Origin of the sequence: Vreelandella populi (assembly GCF_003989825.1) — a bacterium.
GTDB lineage: Bacteria > Pseudomonadota > Gammaproteobacteria > Pseudomonadales > Halomonadaceae > Vreelandella > Vreelandella populi.
The window spans coordinates 46,177-67,134 of sequence record NZ_RZHE01000011.1 but is presented as its reverse complement, the minus strand read 5'-3'; the positions used below and the strand labels follow the sequence as shown (position 1 = coordinate 67,134).

The following is a 20,958-nucleotide window of genomic DNA, read 5'->3' as shown; positions in this document are numbered from 1 at the left end:
TTACATCTCCTCTGGGGCGCTGACGCCCATCAGATCCAGCCCATTGCGCAGCACCTGACGAGTCGCCAGGCCAAGCGCCAGTCGAACATTACGCAATGTGTCGTCGTCGACCATTACCTTGACCGCGTTGTAGCAGGTGTGGAAATCGCCGGCCAGATCCAGCAGGTACTGAGCCACTTGCTGCGGTTCACGGTTTCTGGCGGCGGTCTGAACAACCTCTGGGTAGCGCGCTAGGCGGTTAAGTACAGCCTTTTCCTGATCGCTATCCAGCAGGGCCAGGTTAGCCATGGCCCGCGCGTGGTCAAACGGCTGGTCAGCAGCTTCGGCCTTGCGCAGCATGCTGCTGACCCGGGCGTGTGCGTACTGGATGTAGTACACCGGGTTGTCGTTGGACTGCGAGCGCGCCAGGTCGATATCAAACGTCAGTTGTGAGTCGGCACGGCGCGCCGCCAGGAAGAAGCGAGTGGCATCCCGGCCTACTTCGTCGATCAAATCGCGCACCGTGACGTAGCTACCGGCACGCTTGGAAAGTTTCACCTCAACGCCTGAGCGTGTAACCATCACCATCTGGTGCAGCACGTAATCTGGCCAGCCCTTGGGAATGCCCACTTCCAGCGCCTGAAGCCCTGCACGAACCCGGGTGACGGTCGAGTGGTGGTCGGCGCCCTGTTCATTGATCACCGTGGTAAAGCCGCGCTGCCACTTGTTCAGGTGGTAGGCCACGTCGGGCAGGAAGTAGGTGTAGCCGCCTTCACGCTTGCGCATGACGCGGTCCTTGTCATCTCCGAAGTCGGTAGTGCGCAGCCACATGGCGCCGTCTTCTTCATAGGTATGGCCGTTGGCGACGAGTTTTTCGACCGTTTCGTCCACCTTGCCATCTTCGTAAAGCGAGGATTCGAGGAAGTAAACGTCAAACTCGACGCCAAAGGCTTTGAGGTCCAGGTCCTGTTCGCGGCGCAGCCAGGCCACGGCAAACTCCTGAATGGCGTCCAGGTCGTCGGGGTTAGCTTTGGCCGTCACTTCACGATCATCTGCGGTCACGGTTTTGCCGGCCAGATAGTCGTTGGCGACATCAATAATGTATTCGCCGCGGTAGCCGTCTTCCGGCCAGCTGGCGTCGTCCGGGCCCAGGCCCTTGGCGCGCGCCTGCACCGAGCGCGCCAGGTTGGCGATCTGGGCACCCGCATCGTTGTAGTAGAACTCGCGGGTAACGTCGTAACCCGTGGCTTCCAGCAGGCGACTTAAGCAGTCACCAATGGCCGCGCCCCGACCGTGGCCCACGTGCAGGGGGCCCGTGGGGTTGGCGGAAACGAATTCAACCTGCACCTTTTCACCTTTGCCCACCAGGCTACGGCCAAAGGCATCACCGCTATCCAGCACCTGGGCGACAATTTGCGCAGCGGCGTCGGCGGCGGCAAAAAAGTTGATAAAGCCGGGGCCTGCAATCTCGGTTTTCTGGATAGCGTCGCTTTCGGGCAGTGCGGCAATCAACGCACCGGCCAGCTCACGGGGATTTTTACCGGCAGGTTTGGCCAGCATCAGCGCCAGATTGGTCGCGTAATCGCCGTGGGCCTTGTCTTTGGTGGGGTCGACTTTGATAGTGGGCTGAAGGTCAGCGGGCAGCACGCCTTGGTGCTTTAGCGCGTCTACGGCGCCGTTGAGCAGGGAAATAATCGTGTCTTTCATTTAGGTATCCGGATAACGTCGGTGGCGGCGTGTGCAGGCGCGCACTTGTCTAGGTGCATCAACATTAGGTGTATCAACCTGGCCTAGGTGCAGCGGCAAAACGGTCATTATCAGCATTTGGCGCCCAGTTTCAAAGTTGTTGATGCGATCAATGTCTCAAGTCTTTCTGCCAGATCAGCGGGCTGGCTATATTTTCAAGGGCAGTTGCAACGCTCAGGCAAGCGTTTGCGGGTCGATATCAATCGACCAGCGCACCTTGCGCGCCTCGCGATTGGCTTCCAGCCATTGCACAAGCCAACTGGCGGCGGCGTGCAGCTGACTGCGCTTGCCGGCGGCCAGCATCAGGTGAATATGGTAGCGGTTCTGGCGACGCTCCATGGGCGCAGGCACAGGACCCAGGCAGTTGGTGGCAAGTGCTGTTTCCTTGAGCCATTGGCGAAGCGCCTGACCGGCCTGCTGGGCAAGCGCTAGCGCGGCTTCCTCCTTGGGGCTTTCAATGCGTAAAAGCGCCATGAAGGTGAATGGCGGCAGTTGGGCCAAACGGCGCTCTTCAAGCAGATTTCTGGCCAGCGCCCCATAGCCCTGTTCGGCGAGCTGGCCCAGGTGCGGATCATCCGGATGCAGGGTTTGTACCAATACCCGGCCCCGATCGGCCGCCCGACCGGCGCGCCCGGCAACCTGCTCCAGAAGCTGAGCGCTATGTTCAAGCGCGCGAAAATCGGCCGCATACAAGCCGCCGTCGGCATTGATGACCACGACCAGCGTCACGTGGGGCAGGTGGTGGCCTTTGGCGAGCATCTGCGTCCCCACCAGCAGGCAGGGTTCGCCGCGCTGGATCTCCTTGAGTATCTGCTCGAAGCTGTCTTTCTTGCGCGTGCTGTCACGGTCGATACGGTGCACGGTCACTTTAGGAAAGAGGCCTTGCAGTGTCTCTTCGGTGCGCTCGGTGCCGCTGCCCAGCGCACGCAGGTCGCCGCTGCCGCACTCGGGGCAGGCATCTGGAAGCGCCCGACGGCTATCGCAGTGGTGGCAGGCGAGCAACGGCGGTTGGCGGTGCAGCGTCATGCGTGAATCACACTGGCCGCACTCCGCTATCCAGCCGCAGGCGTGGCAGGCAAGGGTGGGCGCAAAGCCACGCCGGTTGATAAAGATCAGCACCTGCTTACCCGCGGCAAGCGTTGACTTGATCGCCTTGATGGCGCCAGGCAGCAAGCCGCCCTGGCGACGCTGGTGGCGTAAATCGATCAACTCGAGCTTGGCCGGCTGATGGCGGCTGGGGCGCTGGGTAAGCCGCAAATGGCGGTAGCTGCCGGACAGTGCCTGTTGCAGACTTTCGAGCGAGGGCGTGGCGCTGCCCAGCAGCAACGGAATGCCATGGTAGTGGGCGCGCGCCACGGCCAGGTCCCGGGCGTGGTAGCGAAGCCCGTCGTGCTGCTTGTAAGAGCCGTCGTGCTCCTCATCGACAATGATTGCACCCGGATTGGCAAGCGGGGTAAAGATTGCCGAGCGCGTCCCGATGATAATCAGTGCCCGCCCGTTTGCCGCGGCTTCCCAGACATCCAGCCGCTCGGGGTCGGTCAAACCCGAGTGCAAAGCCACTACGGGAACGCGAAAGCGGTTTCTAAAGCGCGCCAGGGTTTGCGGGGTCAGGCCGATTTCCGGCACCAGCACCAGCGACTGCTTGCCCTTGGCGGCTACCGCCTCAATAAGCTGTAGATACACTTCTGTTTTGCCACTGCCGGTCACACCCTCAAGCAGGCAAGGGTGGTAGCTATCTAGCTTTTCGTGCAGTGCTGAAAGCACCGTTGCTTGTTCGCGGTTGAGGGGCAGCGCCGGTGTAGCAAGCAGGCTGCCGCTGGGCGGCTCGGGAGCCGTCAGGGTAATTTCCCGCTGGCTTGCCAAGCCCTTTTTCATTAACGCGGAAAGCTGTTCTCGGGTAAACCCGTGAGCGCTGACTGCCCGAGTGGGCAGGCCGTGGGGATGCTGGCGAAGCAGCGCATAGAGCTCTGCCTGTTTTGGAGCGCGGCTTAAATCCGAAGACGCTTGCGTATTGGCAAGCCATAGCGTTTGCGTGCGCCCGGCCATGGGGTGACCCTGACGCAGCCTGGCCGGCATGGCGTGGTGGAGCGTATCGCCCAGGCTGTGCTGGTAGTAGCGCGCAGCAAAGCGGCACAGCCATAGCCAGTCTTCGGGTAAAGGAGCGTCGTCCAGCGCCTCGGTAACGGCGCGTAGCTGACTGCGTGGCAGCTCGCTGCCATTCGCAAGTTCAACAACCACACCCACCACGTCGCGCCGTCCAAAAGGCACGCGCACGCGAAGCCCCGGCTGCCATCCGCAGGGGGGAGGCCGATTGGCCGGCAAATAGTCAAACAGGCGGCGCAGTGGGGATGGCAAGGCGATTTTTAGCACCTGCAAAGAAACAGAGTCAGGCAATTGGCCTCCGGCGATAAGTTTTGCTAAAATATACGGCCGCTCAGAATCTAAACGATCGAGTGGTTAACCGGTTAGCAGTTTTTCCAAACCCGTATGCGGTGCCTGGCAACGGATCAGGTGGCGGCATATAGCTTATGAGGTCATCACGATGAGACAAGGTATTCACCCGAATTACAACACGGTCACCGCTAACTGCTCTTGCGGTGCTAGCTTCCAGGTTGGTTCTACTTCTGGCCAGGATTTCTCGCTGGACGTATGCTCCAACTGCCACCCCTTCTACACGGGCAAGCAGAAGCAAGCGACCACCGGTGGCCGCGTAGAGCGCTTCAACAAGCGTTTCGGCGCTGCTGTCAAGCGCGGCTAATCCTTACCGGATCAGCCTACTGCAAGCACATCACGTGCGTTGTAGAAGAACCCACGCTCCGGCGTGGGTTTTTTTATTGCCTATGAGAATGGAAGAAATTTCCATAAATGCTGCATTACAGCAATAAGCAAAGCGTTATAGCTAACGCTCACTTGCATAAGTTTCAGTAAATAGCTGTGAAAAGTAATTAACGTGAGGGAAATTCGCTAAAAAGGATAGGTTTCTTTTTGGGTTGACGGCGTGCTTGAGGCTTCTTGAGTTTTTCTATATTCTGAAAGGACTTATCTACTTTAGGCTAATTGGACGCGACCATGACGGATGCAAACAAGCAGGCAGCGCTGGACTATCATGCAAAACCGATTCCCGGCAAGCTGTCGGTGGAGTTGACCAAACCCACCGCAACGGCCCGCGACTTGGCACTGGCATACAGTCCAGGCGTCGCGGAGCCGGTTCGCGAAATCGCTCGCGATCCAGAAAATGCTTACCGTTATACGGGCAAGGGTAACTTGGTAGCCGTTATTACCGATGGCAGCGCCATTTTGGGCCTGGGCAATCTTGGCCCACTGGCCAGCAAGCCGGTAATGGAAGGCAAGGGCGTACTGTTTAAGTGCTTTGCCGGAATCAACTCGGTGGATATTGAAGTAGACGCAGAAAGCCCGCAGGCATTTATCGACACCGTTGCCCGTATTGCCGATACCTGGGGTGGCATTAACCTTGAAGATATCAAGGCGCCTGAGTGTTTTGAGATTGAAAAGGCATTGGTTGAGCGCTGCAGCATCCCCGTGTTTCACGATGACCAGCACGGCACCGCGATTGTAACGGCCGCTGGCATGCTGAACGCGTTGGAAATCGCCGGTAAGACTATCGAAAACGTGAAGATCGTTTGCATGGGCGCCGGTGCGGCGGCCATCGCCTGTATGCGTTTGCTGGTTTCTTGCGGCGCCAGAAAAGAAAATCTGGTGATGCTGGATCGTCGTGGGGTTATCCATGCCGGTCGCGATGGCATCAATGAGTACAAGGCCGAGTTTGCACTCGATACCGAGATGCGCACCTTGGATGACGCCATCGACGGGGCCGATGTGTTTATCGGTCTTTCCGGCCCTGGCCTGCTGTCAGCAGAGCAGGTCAAGAAAATGGCTGCAGACCCGGTGATTTTTGCCTGCACCAACCCGGACCCGGAAATTCACCCGGATGTTGCCCGTGAAGCACGCCCGGATGTGATCATGGCAACCGGCCGCTCCGACTTCCCCAATCAGGTCAATAACGTGCTGGGCTTCCCGTTCATTTTCCGTGGCGCGCTTGATGTGCGGGCAACGCGCATCAACGAAGCCATGAAGCTTGCCGCCGTACATGCCCTGAAGGACCTGGCCCGTGAGCCGGTGCCGGAAGAAGTGCTTAGCGCCTATGAGCGCACGGAAATGAGCTTTGGCCGCGAGTACATTATCCCCACGCCGGTAGATATCCGTCTGCTGGAGCGTGTTTCATCCGCGGTTGCCCAGGCCGCAGTGGATTCTGGCGTGGCGCGTAAGCCTTACCCGGCCCACTACCCGTTGAAGACGATTAACGACGTCTACGGCGGTTAATCGATTCGCTCGATTGCTGTTAGCAACGCCCGCACTTGCTGCGGGCGTTGTGCTTTTTTAGCACAGACTTTTGATCTCAATGGTTAACGGATAGGCGCGTCATGCATTCGGGTCAGGCCTTCCTGCGCGGTAGAGGCAATAAGGCGCCCATCGCGGCTATAAATGTGCCCTCGCGCCAACCCACGCGAGCCGCCTGCCCAGGGTGAGTCGATCACGTATAACAACCACTCATCCAAACGGGCATCTTCATGTAGCCACAGCGTATGGTCCAGGCTTGCAATGCGAAGCTTCGGGTCGGTGAACTCGATGCCGTGGGGCAGCAGGCTGGTGGTCAGCAGGTTGAAGTCGGAGGCGTAGGAAAGCAGATGCCGGTGCAGCGCCGGGTCATCAGGCAGCGTGCCTGAAAACCGAAACCACAGGCACTGCCCGGCCGGAGCGCCGCTGTCCGGATTGCCCTTGATATGTAAAAACTCGATAGGGTGGCCAGGAAAGCGCGAGTGCTTGGCGGCACCGCTCTCGATCAGTGATTCTGGCGTGCTAACCTCGGGCATGGCGCGCTGATGATGAAAGCCTTCCTCAGGGCTGTGAAACGAGGCGCTGCAGAAAAATATCGGCCGGCCTTTCTGGATAGCCGTCACGCGGCGGGTGGTAAAGCTTCCACCATCGCGCACGTTGTCCACCTGGTAAACCACCGGACGGTGAGGGTCGCCGGGGCGTAGAAAATAGCCGTGCTGGGAGTGCGGGCGACGTTCAGCAGGCACCGTGCGAGAGGCTGCGGAAAGTGCCTGCCCAAGTACCTGTCCACCATATAGCTGAGGAAAGCCTAAATCCTGGCTCTGGCCACGAAATAGCGTCTCTTCGAGGGCTTCAAGCTCAAGTAAATTTACTAGCGTGTTCAGCGCGTCGGTCATTCTGGGTATCCTTGGGCTATCCAATGCGGTCCATGGTGGCGAGCTAGGGTTTGTACGAAAAGTCGCTGAGCGCAAGCAGTTTTCATACAAAGCCTACCGCCTACGGCAAGTTGGCCGTACCAATCATTTTGCTACCTTAGCGGAGTTTGCCTTGATACGCAGCGACGAATTTTACATGCACCGGGCCCTTGAGCAGGCGCATCTGGCGGCTGAGGCTGGCGAAGTTCCGGTGGGGGCCGTGGTAGTGAACGCCGAGGGTGATATTCTAGCCACTGCGCATAACGCCCCTGTCGCCAGCTGTGATCCTAGCGGACATGCGGAAATTCGTGCCCTACGTGAAGCCGGTCAGCAGTGCGGCAATTATCGTCTGGAGGGCTGTACGCTGTATGTCACGCTGGAACCCTGCATGATGTGTGCAGGCGCCATTGTTCATGCTCGTGTGAAGCGTCTGGTATATGGAGCAGCCGAGCCGCGGACCGGCATGGTCGAATCCAAGGCCAATCTGCTGGCCCAACCGTGGTTTAATCACCAGGTTGAGGTGACGGGAGGTGTTTTGGGGCCAGCGTCCCGGAAATTGTTAAAAGCGTTTTTTGCAGCAAGGCGCTAGGCTATTCGGGGTAGATTTTGTACTAAGTGGTCACTTGAGGTGGCATGGAGACTATATGCTCGCAGTGTGGAATACCGTAATCGTCCTGCTCACGATCGCTGGCATGGAGATTTTCGCGACGCTGGCCCATAAGTACATCATGCATGGTTGGGGATGGGGCTGGCACCGCTCGCACCATCGGCCACGTACGGGGTGGTTCGAACTTAACGATTTGTATGCCGTGGTGTTCGCGCTGTTTGCCATTGGGCTGATTGCGCTAGGCACTGCCGGTGTGTGGCCCTTACAGTGGATTGGCGCGGGCATGACGGCTTACGGCGCGATCTATTTCATCGTGCACGATGGGCTGGTACATAAGCGCTGGCCATTTCGCTATATCCCCAGGCGCGGCTACCTGAAGCGCCTCTACAAGGCGCACCGCCTGCATCATGCGGTCAAGAGCCGGGAGGAGTGCGTGTCGTTTGGTTTTCTGTACTCCCCGCCGGTGGAAAAGCTTCAAGCGACGTTGAAAAACCGCCAGCCAGTGGCTACGCCGGCCGTTGCCAAAGCCCCGGCGGACGAGGAACTGGCGTCGCCACGCGAGAGCTGAGCGCCAGCGCGCTCCCTTTGGTCAGTAGCGCTACCTTTTCCTGGCGGCTGGTGCTCTGGCGTTGATCCCAGGCATTCGCCCCAGCGCGCTCCACTTTCAGACCAATCTTGCGGTATACCCCGTGTGCCGTGGCAATCGCCCAGGCCGAACGGAGCGGAAGCCCGGAAAGCCCAGCCTGGGCAGAGGCGTAGTAGGGTTCTGCCTCGTTGATCAGGCGCCCGGCCAGCCGCGCCAAGCGCGGGCGGTAGCTGGGGTCAGCCAGAGTGGTTATGGACAGCTGTTCTTCGGCTAACCAGCTTTCCGGTAAATAGCAACGCCCAACGCGGGCGTCTTCCACGATATCCCGGGCAATATTGGTGAGCTGAAACGCCAACCCCAAGTCGCAGGCACGATCCAGCACCTTGTCATCGCGCACGCCCATGACCTGAGCCATCATCAGACCCACCACTCCTGCCACGTGATAGCAGTAGCGCAACGTATCCTCAAAAGTAACGTAGCGTTCCTCACGCACGTCCATGGCAAAGCCTTCCAGGTGCTCAAACGCCCGTCGTGGGGGAATGGCGTGTTTGAGGGCCACTTCCTGAAATGCCGCAAAGGCGGGCGTCTCCATCGGCTCGCCTGCGTAGGCCTGCCGAGTTTGCTCCTTGAGAACGGTCAGGCGCTGCTGTGCGGCGGTTTGACTGGCGACGCCGGTATTGAATCCCATCTCCTGGTCATCGATAACGTCATCACAGTGACGGCACCAAGCGTATAGCATTAAAGCGCTGCGTCGGGTATCGGCATCGAACAGTTTGGCTGCCGTATCAAAACTCTTGGAGCCAACGGCCATAGCGCGGGTCGCATGGTCAAGCAGGGGCTGGTTCATGGGGCCAGTTGCTCCACCATTAACCCGGCAGTTGCCTTGGCTGAGCCAATCACTCCCGGTACGCCCGCGCCTGGGTGGGTTCCCGCGCCCACTAAATAAAGATTGGCAATGCGGCTGTCGCGGTTGTGAGGGCGAAACCAGGCGCTTTGTGTCAGGATGGGTTCGATGGAAAACGCCGAGCCATGATGCGCGCCTAGCTGGTCGCGGAAATCAAACGGTGTAAACATCCGATGGGTAACCAGCTGCTCGCGAAGCCCCGGCATATAGTGCTGCTCTAAGTAATCAAAAATGCGCTCACGCAGGCGCGGGCCTTCCACCTCCCAATCAAGATCAGCGGTGCCGAGGTGCGGCACGGGGGCAAGTACGTAGTAGCTGCCACAGCCGGGCGGCGCCAATGAGGGGTCGGTAACGCACGGGGCATGCAGGTAGAGCGAGAAATCCTCGGCCAGCGCGTCGCTGTTGAAGATATCGTCAATCAGCTCTTTGTAGCGTGGCCCAAAGCAGACGGTATGGTGGGCCAGCTGATCGTGGTGATGGTTGAGGCCAAAATAGAGGACGAACAGCGAGTTGCTCATGCGCTTGCGCTTGAGTGAGGTGCTGCGTTTGGCGCCTACCGGATGATGACCGAGAAGCTTTTCATAGGTGTGCACCACGTCGGCGTTGGAGGCCACGGCGCTTGCTTCAATGCGCCGGCCGTCGGCCAGCTTTACCGCCTGCAGGGTGTTGCCTTCGGCTTCAAGCTGCGTGACTTCCGCATTGAGCTCGATCTCGCCGCCCAGGTCCTGAAAGAGCTTGACCATGCCCTGGATCAGCGCGCCGGTACCGCCGCGCGGAAACCATACGCCCCATTCGCGCTCAAGCGCATGAATCAGCGTGTAAATGGAGGAGGTGGCAAACGGGTTGCCGCCGACCAGCAGCGAGTGAAACGAGAACGCCTGGCGCAGGTGGTCGTCTTCGATGAACTTGGCAACCATGCTGTAGACGCTGCGCCAGGCTTGCAGACGCGCCAACTGCGGCCCGGCGCGCACCATATCGCGAAACGATAGAAACGGCACGGTGCCAAGCTTTAAATACCCCTCCTTGAATACCGCCTGGGAGTAATCCAGAAAGCGCCGGTAACCCTCTACATCTGAAGGATTGAACTGACCAATCTGCTCCTCCAGATGCGCCTGATCGTTATCGTAATCAAATACCTTCCCCGACTCCCAGCACAAACGATAAAAAGGCGTGACTGGCATTAGCTCGACATAGTCGGCCAGGCGCTTACCCGCCAGGGTAAACAGCTCCTCAATAGCGCTTGGGTCGGTGATGACCGTGGGGCCGGCATCAAAGGTAAAGCCCTGATCCTGATAGACATAGGCGCGTCCGCCCGGTTTGTCGCGCTGTTCAAGAATCAAAGTAGGAATACCCGCTGCCTGTAAACGGATAGCCAACGCCAAGCCGCCAAAGCCTGACCCAATTACGATAGCTTTACTCATCATGAAAGGCTCGCAGCCGTGGAGTTTTTTTGAGAACGGCCTGTAAGGCCTCGCGCACGGGTACCGGTGGTTTGCCCGTCAAAAGTCGTGCCTGGTCGGCAAGGCGCAGCTTGCCTGCATAAAACCGCGCAATCAGGCCATCATTCAAGTCGTAAAAGCGTTGCATTACCTGCCAGCGTTTGTCTGCCGGGCCTGCCAGAAACAACATTCGGTTGAGCATGCGAAAAAAGCGCTGCTCTCGCCAGCGCTGCTTGGCAAATTGGCGAACAAGGCGATAAAGCAATTCAGGTGTAAAGCTTGTTTGGGTGGCGATCACATCCGCCAGCGCCACCGCCTGTGGTAATGAGTAGCCCGTGGTGGGATGAAACAGTCCTCCGCGCAGACCGCTGCAAGGTTGACCCTGGGCCGCTTGCCAGAACGCCTGATGATTGCCTGTCAGGGTAATGGGTAGATTGCCCTGCTCTTCGCGCTGCAACGTCTTGAGCTGCCAGCCCTGAGTGCTCGCGTAGTGCTGGATATTGTCACGCGCCTGCTGGGCTTTGAGCGTGGCCTGGTCAATATAGTAGGTATCTTCAATCAAAAGCTCTGTTGCTGACAGAGGCAGGGTATAGACAAAGCGGTAGCCGCCTTGCTGGTCCACGGTGGCATCCATCAGCCGCGGGCGGGTTAACCCATGAGGGCGATCAAGCTGCCACTGCTGACCAAAAAACGCCTGAAGCCCGACAGTAAGGTGTGGGCTTGGCCGGTAGCCGCGGCCATCAATAACCGCCCTTGCTTCAAGCGTGCGCCCATCTTCCAGAGTTACCGCGGTGGGCGTTAGCTGAGTAATTGGCGTATGGGTGACCAAGTGATCACCGAGTGCCTGGCTGATGATGTCGGCAAAGCGCTCGGACGTTACGCTGTAGTAGCCGCCTGCGACAGTGCGGGTAATAGCTGGAAAGAAGACGTCGTAATCGTCCCAGTGGTGTACTACCAGCGGGGCAATCCAGGCATGCTGGGCAGAGCTAAGGTCGCCGTGATGATATGACCAGGTATGGTTGCCGCCGGGAGCCGGGCCCGCTTCCAGCAGCAGTACGTTAAGCGCAGGCTGGCGCTGTTTCAAGCGCCAGGCAATCAGGCCGTTGGCTAACCCCGCGCCCACCAGAATAAGATCCCACCGCGTATTCATCATGCTGCTACCGCCAGTACAGGGCGCTGTTCACGCAGCGCCTGCTCGGTAATCAGAGCTGCCTTTAGGGCGCCGTCTGCTTGAGCCGCACTTTCTGATCTGCCAAGCGAGGCACGCATGGCCCGCAGGCGCAGTCGATAAATGTCGTTATTGAGCAGGTCGCTTAAACGCGTGGCCAGGGTAACACTGCTGGCAAACCGAGAAGCGCGCTGTCCAATACCATGATGAACAACGCGTGCCGCCACCCCCGGCTGATCAAAGGCCAGCGGTATGGCAAGCATGGGCGTGGTGCTTTCGATGGCATCAATAACGGTGTTCAAGCCACCGTGAGTAATCACCGCGCGGGCTTTGGAAAGCACGGCGTGCTGGTCGGCAAAATCGGTAACTGACGTCGTGGCGTAGGTTGCAAGCTTGGCGGCTTGAGCTGTGCTTAGTCCGCCGCAGTGGGCAATCAGCAATGATATGTCCAGGCGTTGACAGGCCCTGGCAATCTTGTGAAATAGAGCGTAGCGATGACCCTGCAGCGTACCTAACGAGGCAAATACAAAGGGCTCAGACGGTATGGGCGCCTGCGCGATAGATGAACGGCCGGCTAGTCTGGTTTCTCGCAGTGGGCCTACCGCATGAAAACAGGCGGGCAGGGAGTGGCGAGGAAAATCCAGCGAGACAGGCGTCTGGCTGATCTGGGCAAGCGTGGACAGGCACTCATGCAACGAGTGGCGCGGTGCCAGCCCAAAGCGCTGGGCATGGCGCGCAATTACTAGGGCATGGCGGCGCATTAGCCAGTCGTAGATTTTCTCACTGGCTTGATAGCGGTGGCGGGCCTGGACACTGGTGGCGTAGCCAAACGGCATGACGGGTAGCGGCAGGCCCGGCTCGCGGTTAACCGGCAACGCGCAGGCGACCGATACGTAAGGCAGCTTTAGCGCATCGGCTACCAAGCTGCCGGCGGCTTCCATTTGGTCAACAATGAGCCCGTCGATACTTAGCGCTTCAAGAACTGCGGGGAGCTCATCGCAGAGCATATCGGTAGTCGCGGCCAGGTCGTTAATCAGCCTAAGCAGGCCAAAGCCCGAGGGGCGGGCGGCAAGCTTCAGGGTATTGGCCAGGCTGCCTGGAGCGAGGCGCGTTTCACCCAGAGGATAAAAACCAATACGCGGGTCATCCAGCAGCGTGCGTGCCTCGAACTGCTGGATAAATGTGACTCGGTGACCGCGCTCAATCAAACGGATAGCCAGTGCTTGCAGTGCTTTAACGTGGCTGTGAAGCGGGGGCGCGATAACCGCATAGTGACTCATGACGCGCGCTCTAACGGCAGTAACGCTGCATGCTTTAGCGCGACCAGGTCAGCGCTGCCGGTACAGAAGCAGGCTACGCGTAGTTGGTCAATCACAATTTGAAAGTGCTCGATAACCGCCTCCAGGGAGGTGGTTGCGCTATACAGGGCCGCCGCCGCCTGGCCTACCAGGTCAGCCCCTAGGCACAACGCTTTGGCCGCATCGATGCCGTCGTTGATGCCCCCGGAGGCAATCAGCGGCATGGCAGGCAGCGCTTTGCGCACCTCACATAGTGCCTGCGCGGTAGGAATGCCCCAGTTGGCAAAGGCCATGGCCACTGCACGGTTGTGCGGCGTGCTGGCACGCTCACCTTCAACGGCAGCCCAGCTGGTACCGCCGGCGCCGGCGATATCCAGCATGGCTACCCCCGCTTCATGGAGCTGGCGAGCAACCGTGGCGGAAAGCCCGGCGCCTACCTCCTTGACCACCACTGGGGCTCCGAGTGAAGCCGTGACGCGCTCGATGGCCGCCAGAATGCCGCGCCAGTCGCGGTCGCCGCCGGTTTGCAAGGCTTCCTGCAAGGGGTTCAAATGAATGATCAGCGCGTCTGCCTCGACCATTTCCACCGCCCGCCGGGCGTAATCGAGGCCGTGTTGACCGGTAAGCTGTGCGGCACCCAGGTTGGCCAGCAGCGGAATATCCGGGGCGAGGGAGCGTAGCTCCCGGGTCAGCCCCCAGTTGGCGTCGCTTTCAAGTGCTACTCGCTGAGAACCAACACCCATGGCAAGCCCCAGGTTCTGCGCCGCTTCAGCCAGAAACCGGTTGATGTCGTTGGCGCGGCTGGCACCCCCCGTCATGGAGCTGATCAAAAGCGGCGCCTGCATGGCCCGCCCAAAGAGCGTTGTGCCAAGGTCGATGCTGTCTAGGTCAAGCTCGGGCAGAGCGCAGTGTTCAAAGCGCCAGCGCTCAAACCCCGTGCGAGTCTTTTTCATCGCCAGTGCGGGGTCGAGCACAATGTCCAGATGATCGTTTTTACGCCGAGTCAGCTCTGTATCCTTCATTGTCACTCCTTTGAACCTGGATATGGAGACACATCACGGCCCAGTTACCGGCTTCCCTCGCCGAAGATAGTAAGGGCTGCGCTATAACGTATGGGAAATCAGCTGAACATGGTCAACTGCTTTTCAAACCAGCGGCGCATAAAATGTCGGGTAACGGCCTTTTGACCGCAGGCATGTAAAAGGTGCTCATCGGCGCTGCTCAAGTGCTCTTGCAGGCGCTGATGTACTTCCTCAGGGCCGAGAATGGCGACCAGTGTCGATTTGCCACTATCTTTGTTGATGTCCTTGCCGGTGGTACTGCAGCCGTCGGAAAGGTCGTCCAGCAATTGAAAGGCCTGCCCCAGGTCCTGCGCAAAGCAGCGCAGCGTTTGGCGGACTTCCGTAGAGGCGCCCGCTGCCAGGGCGGCCATTTGCAGCGTCGCTTCAAATAGCGTGCTGGTTTTCAGCGTGTTGGTCGAGAGAATTGCCTCGGCGCTGCGTGGCTGACTGCCCTCGCTTAAGTCGCGAAACTGGCCCTGCACAAGGCCCTGCAGGCCAGCCGCACGGGACAGTTCGGCGGCCGCCTCGGTTTTGCAGACATCCCGAAGGCCTTCAGCTTCTGCCACGACACCAAAAGCCCGGCTGAGTAGTGCAACGGCCGCTAAAATGGCGACATTCTCACCAAACTGGCGGTGAATGGTGGGCTTGCCGCGGCGCAGCAGCGCGTTGTCCATGCAGGGAATATCATCCAAAATCAAAGAGGCCGCATGGACCATTTCGATTGCACAGGCCAAGTCGAGAAGCCCTGGCTGTCCTAATTTGCAGCCTAAATCCTGGGCTGCCAATATCAATAACAGCGGACGGATGCGTTTGCCCGGTACCAAGGTTCCTTCGCGCATTGCTGCGCATACCAGGTCGTGCTCATGCCCTTCGGGCAGCAGCTGCGCAAGGCGTGTTTGAAGCGCGTCGCGCAGTGCCTGCAACTCGTCTTCATAGCTTGAGAGTGTATCGACGCTGGCGTTCATTAAAGCAATCCCTGGTTTCCCATTATGGCGATATGTCTGTCAGTCGCTGAAAGTGTGTGGCGGCCACGAGTGACAGGCCAGCATGTTCCTTCATAGCACTTTACAGAATCTGCGTCTGACGTGGTGTTAACGCAACTAACGCTGATGATGAGCGTATTTTATTCAGCCGTTAGAAAAGCGTAATCCAAATGTCGCGAATTTTCTTTAATTCCCCAGTTTAGGTAATTATTTTTTATATAAAAATGGGGTACGCACGCAGGGTTGGGCCGAAGGCGGCGAGGTAAAGCGCTACTGGCTTAACGGTGGGATAAGTTCAAATGGTAGCAGCGGCATGTTGTCAGTGCCTGCTTGCTCCAGCTGAAAAAACTGCTGGCGGCTGCGCTCCACGTACTCAATCATTTCGTAATAGCGGCGAATATTGCGCACATAAATCACCGGCTCACCACCACGCGCATAGCCGTGGCGCGTTTGGCTATGCCACTCCTCGTGCTGTAAAAGCGGCAGCGCTTCGCGAACATCGCGCCACAGGTTCGGGTCGCCGCCGCGCATTCCGGCAATTTTCCGCGCATCGTAAAGGTGCCCCAAGCCAATGTTGTAAGCCGCCATGGCCATATACAGGCGGTCGTTGCCCGTAATGCTTTCCGGAAGACGGTTCTTGAGGCTGCGCAGGTAGCGAGCCCCGCCGTCAATGCTCTGGGCCGCATCGCGGCGGTTATCCACGCCCATTTCGCTGGCGGTGGGGTGGGTCAGCATCATCAGCCCGCGTACACCGGTTGGCGATACCGCCTCCGCATCCCAGTGTGACTCCTGATAACCTACGGCGGCGAGCAGCTTCCAGTCGAAGCCGGTTTCGCTGGCTGCCAGCTGGAACAGATCGACAAACTGGGGCAGGCGGGCGTCCAGATGGGCAAGAAAGGTGCGGGTGCCCACGTACTCCAGGTAGTCGTCGTGGCCGAAGTAACGGTTGATCAGGTGGTCGAGGGTGCCGCTCTCATCCAGGTCCTGCAGAAACTGGTTGGCCGCTTCCAGCAGCCCCAGCCCGCGCCCACGGGGCACGGCCCACACCATGGAGAGCGGGTCGCCAATCAGAAAGCCGCGTTCAACGTTGGGAAAAAACAGCCGGTTGAGCCGGAATTGATGATCAAAGATAACCGCGGCGTCCAGCATGCCGTTCTCTACCTGGGCAAGCAGTTCGGCAACTTCCAGCTCGGAAGACTCTTTCCAGCTTAAGGCGGCGTAGTCGCGCTGAAGTTCGCGCAGCGCCTCGCTGGTACCTGCTTCGCTTAGCGTGCCAAGCTCCAGACCCACCAGATCGCCCGGTTCCTGTATGCCATAGAGGCCACGACGATAAACCACCAGTGGCTGCATCTGGATGATTGGGCGGGTGTAGTGGACTCCGGGCGTTGCGGGCAGTAGCGGCAAAGCTGCCGCGCCAAGATCACCCTGTTCCCGCACCGCCGACAGAACACTCTCAGGGTTATGTTTGGCATTCAAGTTCAGGCTGACGCCGAGATACTCGGCAAACAGGTGCATCAGCTCGTACTCAAACCCGGTTGGCCCCTGGCGACCTTCGTAGTAGGTCGTTGGGGTGTTACGGGTCTGCGCGGTGATGAAATCTTTTGTTTGAATCTGCGTTAAATGCTCCCCTGGCCCCACATTGGGAAACGTCGGGAAGAAAATCAGTAATGTGATGAAAATTAACGCTAAATAGCGGCGAAAATGCGCTATGAAATGTGGGTGGATCAACGTTGACATGGGGGCTTTTCGGCATGAAACAAGCTGCCACGATACCCAGGCAGGGGCATGCTGTCACCTTGTTGATTTCGTGTGGGCGCTGCTTTCCAGTATCATAGTGTCTAATCAGTGTCATTTAAGGGGCCGTATAGCGGCCTGCTATTTCCCTGCTCGAATTCTCCCTGCTCTAGAGGCTTCAGGATATGCTCGAACTGCGAGGCGCGCCCGCCCTTTCTGCCTTCCGTCATACACGGCTGTTAACGGTGCTGCGTGAACGTGTTCCCGAGGTGGAGGCGCTGTCTGCCCACTATGTTCATTTTATTGACCACCGTGAAGAACTCAGCGACGCCTCTGGCGAGCGTCTGACGCAGCTTTTGGATTATGGCACCGCTTCCCAGGTGGAAGCGCCGGACAACGCTAAGCGTTTTCTGGTGGTGCCACGCCTAGGCACGCAGTCGCCCTGGTCATCCAAGGCCACTGATATCGCCCATAACTGTGGCTTGTCGGAAATTCGCCGCATTGAGCGTGGTGTCGACTACCGGGTAGGGTTTAGCACAACGCCCAGCGAAGAGAGCCTGATGGCCGTGGCGGCACTGCTGCACGACCGCATGACGGAAACCGTGCTTGATGACGCATCTGATGCGGCAAGGCTGTTTGCCCATCACGCCCCGGCGCCGCTGGGTAGCGTAGATATCCTGAACAATGGCCGTGAGGCGCTGGTGACGGCCAACCGTGAGCTGGGTCTGGCGTTGGCTGAGGATGAAGTCGATTATCTGGTCGATGCCTTCAACGAACTGGGACGCAACCCGACGGATATCGAGCTGATGATGTTCGCTCAGGCCAACTCCGAACATTGCCGGCATAAGATCTTCAATGCCGACTGGGTGATCGATGGCGAGCCTCAGGCCCATTCGCTGTTCAAGATGATCAAGAACACGTTCGCCACATCCCCCGATAACGTGCTTTCCGCCTACAGCGATAACGCGGCGGTCATCAAGGGTAGCCAGGCGGGGCGTTTTTACGCGACGCCACTGACCAGCGCTGATGATGAGCGTGCGCTTTACGGTGCGCATCAGGAGCCCATTCATATCCTGATGAAGGTGGAAACCCATAACCACCCCACGGCGATTGCACCGTTTCCTGGCGCGGCGACCGGCTCGGGTGGCGAAATTCGTGATGAGGGTGCCACGGGTATCGGCGGCAAGCCCAAGGCTGGCCTGTCAGGTTTCACCGTTTCAAACCTGCGTATTCCCGAATTCGTGCAGCCCTGGGAAGCGTTCGATTACGGCAAGCCCGAGCGCATGCAGTCGGCGCTTAATATCATGCTGGAAGGACCGATTGGCGGTGCGGCATTCAACAACGAGTTTGGCCGCCCGAATCTCACCGGCTACTTCCGTACTTACGAGCAGGAGTCGCTCAACGAAGGCGGCATTGAACGGCGTGGTTTCCATAAGCCGATCATGATTGCCGGTGGTTATGGCAATATCCGCGCCCAGCACGTTCAGAAGGGCGATATTCCGGTTGGCGGCAAGCTGATCGTGATGGGCGGCCCAGCGATGCTGATTGGCCTGGGCGGTGGTGCTGCCTCCAGCATGTCTTCCGGTACTTCAAGCGCCGATCTGGATTTTGCTTCGGTACAGCGGGAAAACCCGGAAATTGAACGGCGTGCCCAGGAGGTTATCGACCGCTGCTGGGCGCTGGGGGATAAAAACCCGATCTGCTTTATTCATGATGTGGGTGCAGGCGGGCTTTCCAACGCGCTTCCAGAGCTTGTTAAAGACGGCAACCGGGGCGGGCTTTTTGATCTACGCGCGGTACCCAACGCCGAACCGGGAATGAGTCCGCTGGAAATCTGGTGTAACGAAGCTCAGGAGCGCTACGTGCTGGCGGTGGCGGCTGAAGACCTGGCTACCTTTGATGCGCTGTGCAAGCGCGAACGCTGTCCTTACGCGGTCGTGGGTGAGGCCCAGGCGGATCATCACCTGGAAGTGCGCGACGGCCATTTCAATACCAAGCCGATTGACCTGCCCATGAGCGTGCTGTTCGGCAAGGCGCCGAAAATGCAGCGCAGCTTTGAGCGCCACGAACCCGAGCTTTCCGGGGTGATGCTGGATAACCTGGACCTTCGTGAAGCGCTTGATCGTGTGCTGCGTCTGCCTGCCGTGGCTTCCAAGAGTTTCCTGATTACCATTGGCGACCGTTCAATCACAGGCCAGGTGGCCCGCGACCAGATGGTCGGCCCCTGGCAGGTGCCGGTTGCTGATGTGGCGGTCACGACCGCCAGTTACGACACCCATGCCGGTGAAGCGATGGCCATGGGCGAGCGTCCGCCGGTGGCCTTGATTAACCCCGCAGCCAGCGCACGGTTGGCGGTCGCCGAGACGATTACCAATCTGGCGGCGGCGCCGATTGCCAAGCTGGGGGATATCAAGCTCTCCGCCAACTGGATGAGCGCGGCCGATCATCCTGGCGAGAATCAGGCGCTGTATGATGCGGTGTATGCGGTCGGCATGGAGCTTTGTCCTCAATTGGGGATTGCGGTGCCGGTAGGCAAGGACTCGATGTCCATGCGCACTGCTTGGCAGGAAGAGAATGCCCAGGGTGAGTTGGAGGCGAAAAGCGTTACTTCGCCGCTCGCGGCCGTGATTACCGGTTTTGCCCCGGTGACCGATGCCCTGGCCACCCTGACGCCCCAGATCAACCTGGAACAGGACGAGTCGGATCTGATCTTGATCGACCTGGGTAACGGCCAGAATCGCCTGGGCGGCTCTGCGCTGGCCCAAGTCTATGGCCAGGTGGGCAATACCTGCCCGGACCTGGATGATCCGGAAGACCTGAAGGCGTTCTTTGAAGTGATTCAGGGCCTTAACCGTGACGGCAAGCTGCTGGCCTACCACGACCGCAGTGATGGTGGCCTGCTGGTCACGCTACTTGAGATGGCCTTTGCCGCCCACGCCGGGCTTGAAATCAAGCTCGACTGGATGATTGATGAGCCGGTTGAAGCGCTCAACGCGCTGTTCTCTGAAGAGCTTGGCGCGGTCATTCAGGTCAACCGCAAGCACACCGAAGAAGTGCTCTCCCAGTTCGCCGTGGCGGGCATTGAAACCTGTGGCGTGATCGCACGGCCACGTTACGATGACCAGGTGCGGGTAACGCTGTTTGAAGAGCCGCTGCTGGAAACCACGCGTCAGCTGACCCAGCGTACCTGGTCAGAAACCAGCTATCGCCTGCAGGCGTTGCGTGATAATCCCGAATGCGCCAAGAACGAGTTCGACAACCTGCTCGACGCGCGCGATCCGGGTCTTTTCGCAACACCGACGTTCGATATCAATGAAGACATCAGCGCACCGTTCATCAACACCGCAAAACCCGCCGTGGCGGTACTGCGCGAGCAGGGCGTGAATGGCCAGGTCGAGATGGGCTGGGCGTTCGACAAGGCTGGTTTCGACGCGGTCGATGTGCACATGAGCGATATTCTGGAAGGTCGCGTTAGCCTCGATGAGTTCAAGGGGCTGGTCGCCTGTGGCGGCTTCTCCTATGGCGATGTGCTGGGCGCCGGCGGGGGCTGGGCGAAATCGGTGCTGTTCAATGAGCGGGCGCGCGATCAGTTTGCGGCGTTCTTTAACCGCGACGACAGCTTTTCATTAGGCGTGTGTAACGGCTGCCAGATGCTGTCGCAGCTCAAGTCACTGATTCCGGGAGCTGAAAACTGGCCTAGCTTTGTGCGCAACGAGTCTGAGCAGTTTGAAGCGCGGGTTGCCATGCTGCGGGTTGAGAAGACGCCCTCGATCTTGCTGGCCGGTATGGAAGGCTCTCAACTGCCTATCGCGGTTGCGCATGGCGAAGGTCGCGCCGAGTTCCGTGATACCGCACACCTGCGCAGCATGCAGTCCAGCAACCAGATTGCGCTGCGCTATATTGATAACTACGGGCAGGTAACCACACGCTATCCGGCCAACCCCAACGGCTCACCGTCGGGCATTACCGGACTAACCACGCCGGATGGCCGCGTCACGATCATGATGCCCCACCCGGAGCGTGTTACTCGGGCAGTGACAAACTCCTGGCGGCCAGCAGAATGGACAGAGGATGGTGCCTGGCTGCGCCTGTTCCGCAATGCGCGGGTATGGGTAGGCTAAACGCCACTTTGTAAGGCAGTAGCAACGCATGACGGCGGCCCTGGGGCCGCCGTTATCGCTGA

General features: G+C 59.0%; 15 protein-coding genes. 5 read left to right on the top strand and 10 right to left on the bottom strand.

Annotated elements, in window-relative coordinates:
* Both argS and ELY25_RS11840 read right to left on the bottom strand, forming a co-directional pair.
* The gene (argS, locus tag ELY25_RS11845; protein ID WP_126951487.1) at positions 1-1,686 is read right to left on the bottom strand and encodes an arginine--tRNA ligase; all 1,686 of its coding nucleotides are present in this window, start codon (positions 1,684-1,686) and stop codon (positions 1-3) included.
* Between the two features lie 213 nt (positions 1,687-1,899).
* On the bottom strand, positions 1,900-4,119 hold the full coding sequence (locus tag ELY25_RS11840; RefSeq protein ID WP_126951486.1) for a primosomal protein N': 2,220 nt from the start codon (positions 4,117-4,119) through the stop codon (positions 1,900-1,902).
* Positions 4,120-4,267: 148 nt separating this feature from the next.
* Between ELY25_RS11840 and rpmE the strand changes: the two genes are divergently transcribed.
* Positions 4,268-4,483 carry a 50S ribosomal protein L31 gene (rpmE, locus tag ELY25_RS11835; protein WP_087105934.1) on the top strand — a complete coding sequence of 72 codons (216 nt, stop codon included), beginning with the start codon at positions 4,268-4,270 and terminating at the stop codon, positions 4,481-4,483.
* A gap of 311 nt (positions 4,484-4,794) precedes the next feature.
* Entirely contained in the window at positions 4,795-6,066 is a 1,272-nt protein-coding gene (locus tag ELY25_RS11830; protein ID WP_126951485.1) for a malic enzyme-like NAD(P)-binding protein, read from the top strand.
* An 83-nt stretch (positions 6,067-6,149) separates the two neighbouring features.
* On the opposite strand, the gene ELY25_RS11825 is transcribed toward ELY25_RS11830, so the two are convergent.
* On the bottom strand, positions 6,150-6,977 hold the full coding sequence (locus ELY25_RS11825; RefSeq protein ID WP_126951484.1) for an acyl-CoA thioesterase: 828 nt from the start codon (positions 6,975-6,977) through the stop codon (positions 6,150-6,152).
* A 154-nt stretch (positions 6,978-7,131) separates the two neighbouring features.
* On the opposite strand from ELY25_RS11825, the gene tadA reads away from it, so the two are divergent.
* Together tadA and ELY25_RS11815 are read left to right on the top strand one after the other, a co-directional pair.
* Positions 7,132-7,584, top strand: coding sequence for a tRNA adenosine(34) deaminase TadA (tadA, locus tag ELY25_RS11820; protein WP_221885434.1), 453 nt, complete (start codon positions 7,132-7,134; stop codon positions 7,582-7,584).
* Between the two features lie 55 nt (positions 7,585-7,639).
* The gene (locus tag ELY25_RS11815) at positions 7,640-8,170 is read left to right on the top strand and encodes a sterol desaturase family protein (protein ID WP_126951482.1); all 531 of its coding nucleotides are present in this window, start codon (positions 7,640-7,642) and stop codon (positions 8,168-8,170) included.
* On the opposite strand, the gene crtB is transcribed toward ELY25_RS11815, so the two are convergent.
* From crtB to mltF, 7 genes are all read right to left on the bottom strand, one after another.
* Positions 8,109-9,035 (bottom strand): 15-cis-phytoene synthase CrtB, encoded by a 927-nt coding sequence (gene crtB / locus ELY25_RS11810; protein WP_126951481.1) that lies wholly within the window; start codon positions 9,033-9,035, stop codon positions 8,109-8,111. The two genes, ELY25_RS11815 and crtB, sit on opposite strands and share 62 nt — an antisense overlap.
* Positions 9,032-10,516 (bottom strand): phytoene desaturase, encoded by a 1,485-nt coding sequence (locus ELY25_RS11805; protein WP_221885433.1) that lies wholly within the window; start codon positions 10,514-10,516, stop codon positions 9,032-9,034. The genes crtB and ELY25_RS11805 overlap by 4 nt, the downstream gene beginning before the upstream one ends.
* Entirely contained in the window at positions 10,506-11,684 is a 1,179-nt protein-coding gene (gene crtY, locus ELY25_RS11800) for a lycopene beta-cyclase CrtY (protein ID WP_236995725.1), read from the bottom strand. Before crtY ends, ELY25_RS11805 begins: the two co-directional genes overlap by 11 nt.
* Positions 11,681-12,979 (bottom strand): glycosyltransferase, encoded by a 1,299-nt coding sequence (locus ELY25_RS11795; protein WP_126951480.1) that lies wholly within the window; start codon positions 12,977-12,979, stop codon positions 11,681-11,683. The genes crtY and ELY25_RS11795 overlap by 4 nt, the downstream gene beginning before the upstream one ends.
* The gene (gene fni / locus ELY25_RS11790) at positions 12,976-14,019 is read right to left on the bottom strand and encodes a type 2 isopentenyl-diphosphate Delta-isomerase (RefSeq protein WP_126951479.1); all 1,044 of its coding nucleotides are present in this window, start codon (positions 14,017-14,019) and stop codon (positions 12,976-12,978) included. Before fni ends, ELY25_RS11795 begins: the two co-directional genes overlap by 4 nt.
* Before the next feature lie 98 nt (positions 14,020-14,117).
* On the bottom strand, positions 14,118-15,023 hold the full coding sequence (locus ELY25_RS11785) for a polyprenyl synthetase family protein (RefSeq protein WP_126951478.1): 906 nt from the start codon (positions 15,021-15,023) through the stop codon (positions 14,118-14,120).
* Between the two features lie 288 nt (positions 15,024-15,311).
* Positions 15,312-16,778: a membrane-bound lytic murein transglycosylase MltF gene (gene mltF, locus ELY25_RS11780; protein ID WP_126951477.1), complete on the bottom strand. Its 1,467-nt coding sequence runs from the start codon at positions 16,776-16,778 to the stop codon at positions 15,312-15,314.
* A 182-nt stretch (positions 16,779-16,960) separates the two neighbouring features.
* Here mltF and purL point away from each other — a divergent pair, with 182 nt between their 5' ends.
* Complete coding sequence (gene purL / locus ELY25_RS11775; protein WP_126951476.1) at positions 16,961-20,896, top strand: phosphoribosylformylglycinamidine synthase; 3,936 nt, start codon at positions 16,961-16,963, stop codon at positions 20,894-20,896.
* Positions 20,897-20,958 lie beyond the last annotated feature (62 nt).

Coding starts and splice junctions, on each gene's coding strand:
- crtB (WP_126951481.1), bottom strand. CDS start 9,035: ATGAACCAGCCCCTGCTTGACCATGCGACCCGCGCTATGGCCGTTGGC.
- argS (WP_126951487.1), bottom strand. CDS start 1,686: ATGAAAGACACGATTATTTCCCTGCTCAACGGCGCCGTAGACGCGCTA.
- ELY25_RS11830 (WP_126951485.1), top strand. CDS start 4,795: ATGACGGATGCAAACAAGCAGGCAGCGCTGGACTATCATGCAAAACCG.
- crtY (WP_236995725.1), bottom strand. CDS start 11,684: ATGATGAATACGCGGTGGGATCTTATTCTGGTGGGCGCGGGGTTAGCC.
- ELY25_RS11785 (WP_126951478.1), bottom strand. CDS start 15,023: ATGAACGCCAGCGTCGATACACTCTCAAGCTATGAAGACGAGTTGCAG.
- ELY25_RS11825 (WP_126951484.1), bottom strand. CDS start 6,977: ATGACCGACGCGCTGAACACGCTAGTAAATTTACTTGAGCTTGAAGCC.
- ELY25_RS11795 (WP_126951480.1), bottom strand. CDS start 12,979: ATGAGTCACTATGCGGTTATCGCGCCCCCGCTTCACAGCCACGTTAAA.
- ELY25_RS11815 (WP_126951482.1), top strand. CDS start 7,640: ATGCTCGCAGTGTGGAATACCGTAATCGTCCTGCTCACGATCGCTGGC.
- ELY25_RS11805 (WP_221885433.1), bottom strand. CDS start 10,516: ATGATGAGTAAAGCTATCGTAATTGGGTCAGGCTTTGGCGGCTTGGCG.
- rpmE (WP_087105934.1), top strand. CDS start 4,268: ATGAGACAAGGTATTCACCCGAATTACAACACGGTCACCGCTAACTGC.
- mltF (WP_126951477.1), bottom strand. CDS start 16,778: ATGTCAACGTTGATCCACCCACATTTCATAGCGCATTTTCGCCGCTAT.
- fni (WP_126951479.1), bottom strand. CDS start 14,019: ATGAAGGATACAGAGCTGACTCGGCGTAAAAACGATCATCTGGACATT.
- purL (WP_126951476.1), top strand. CDS start 16,961: ATGCTCGAACTGCGAGGCGCGCCCGCCCTTTCTGCCTTCCGTCATACA.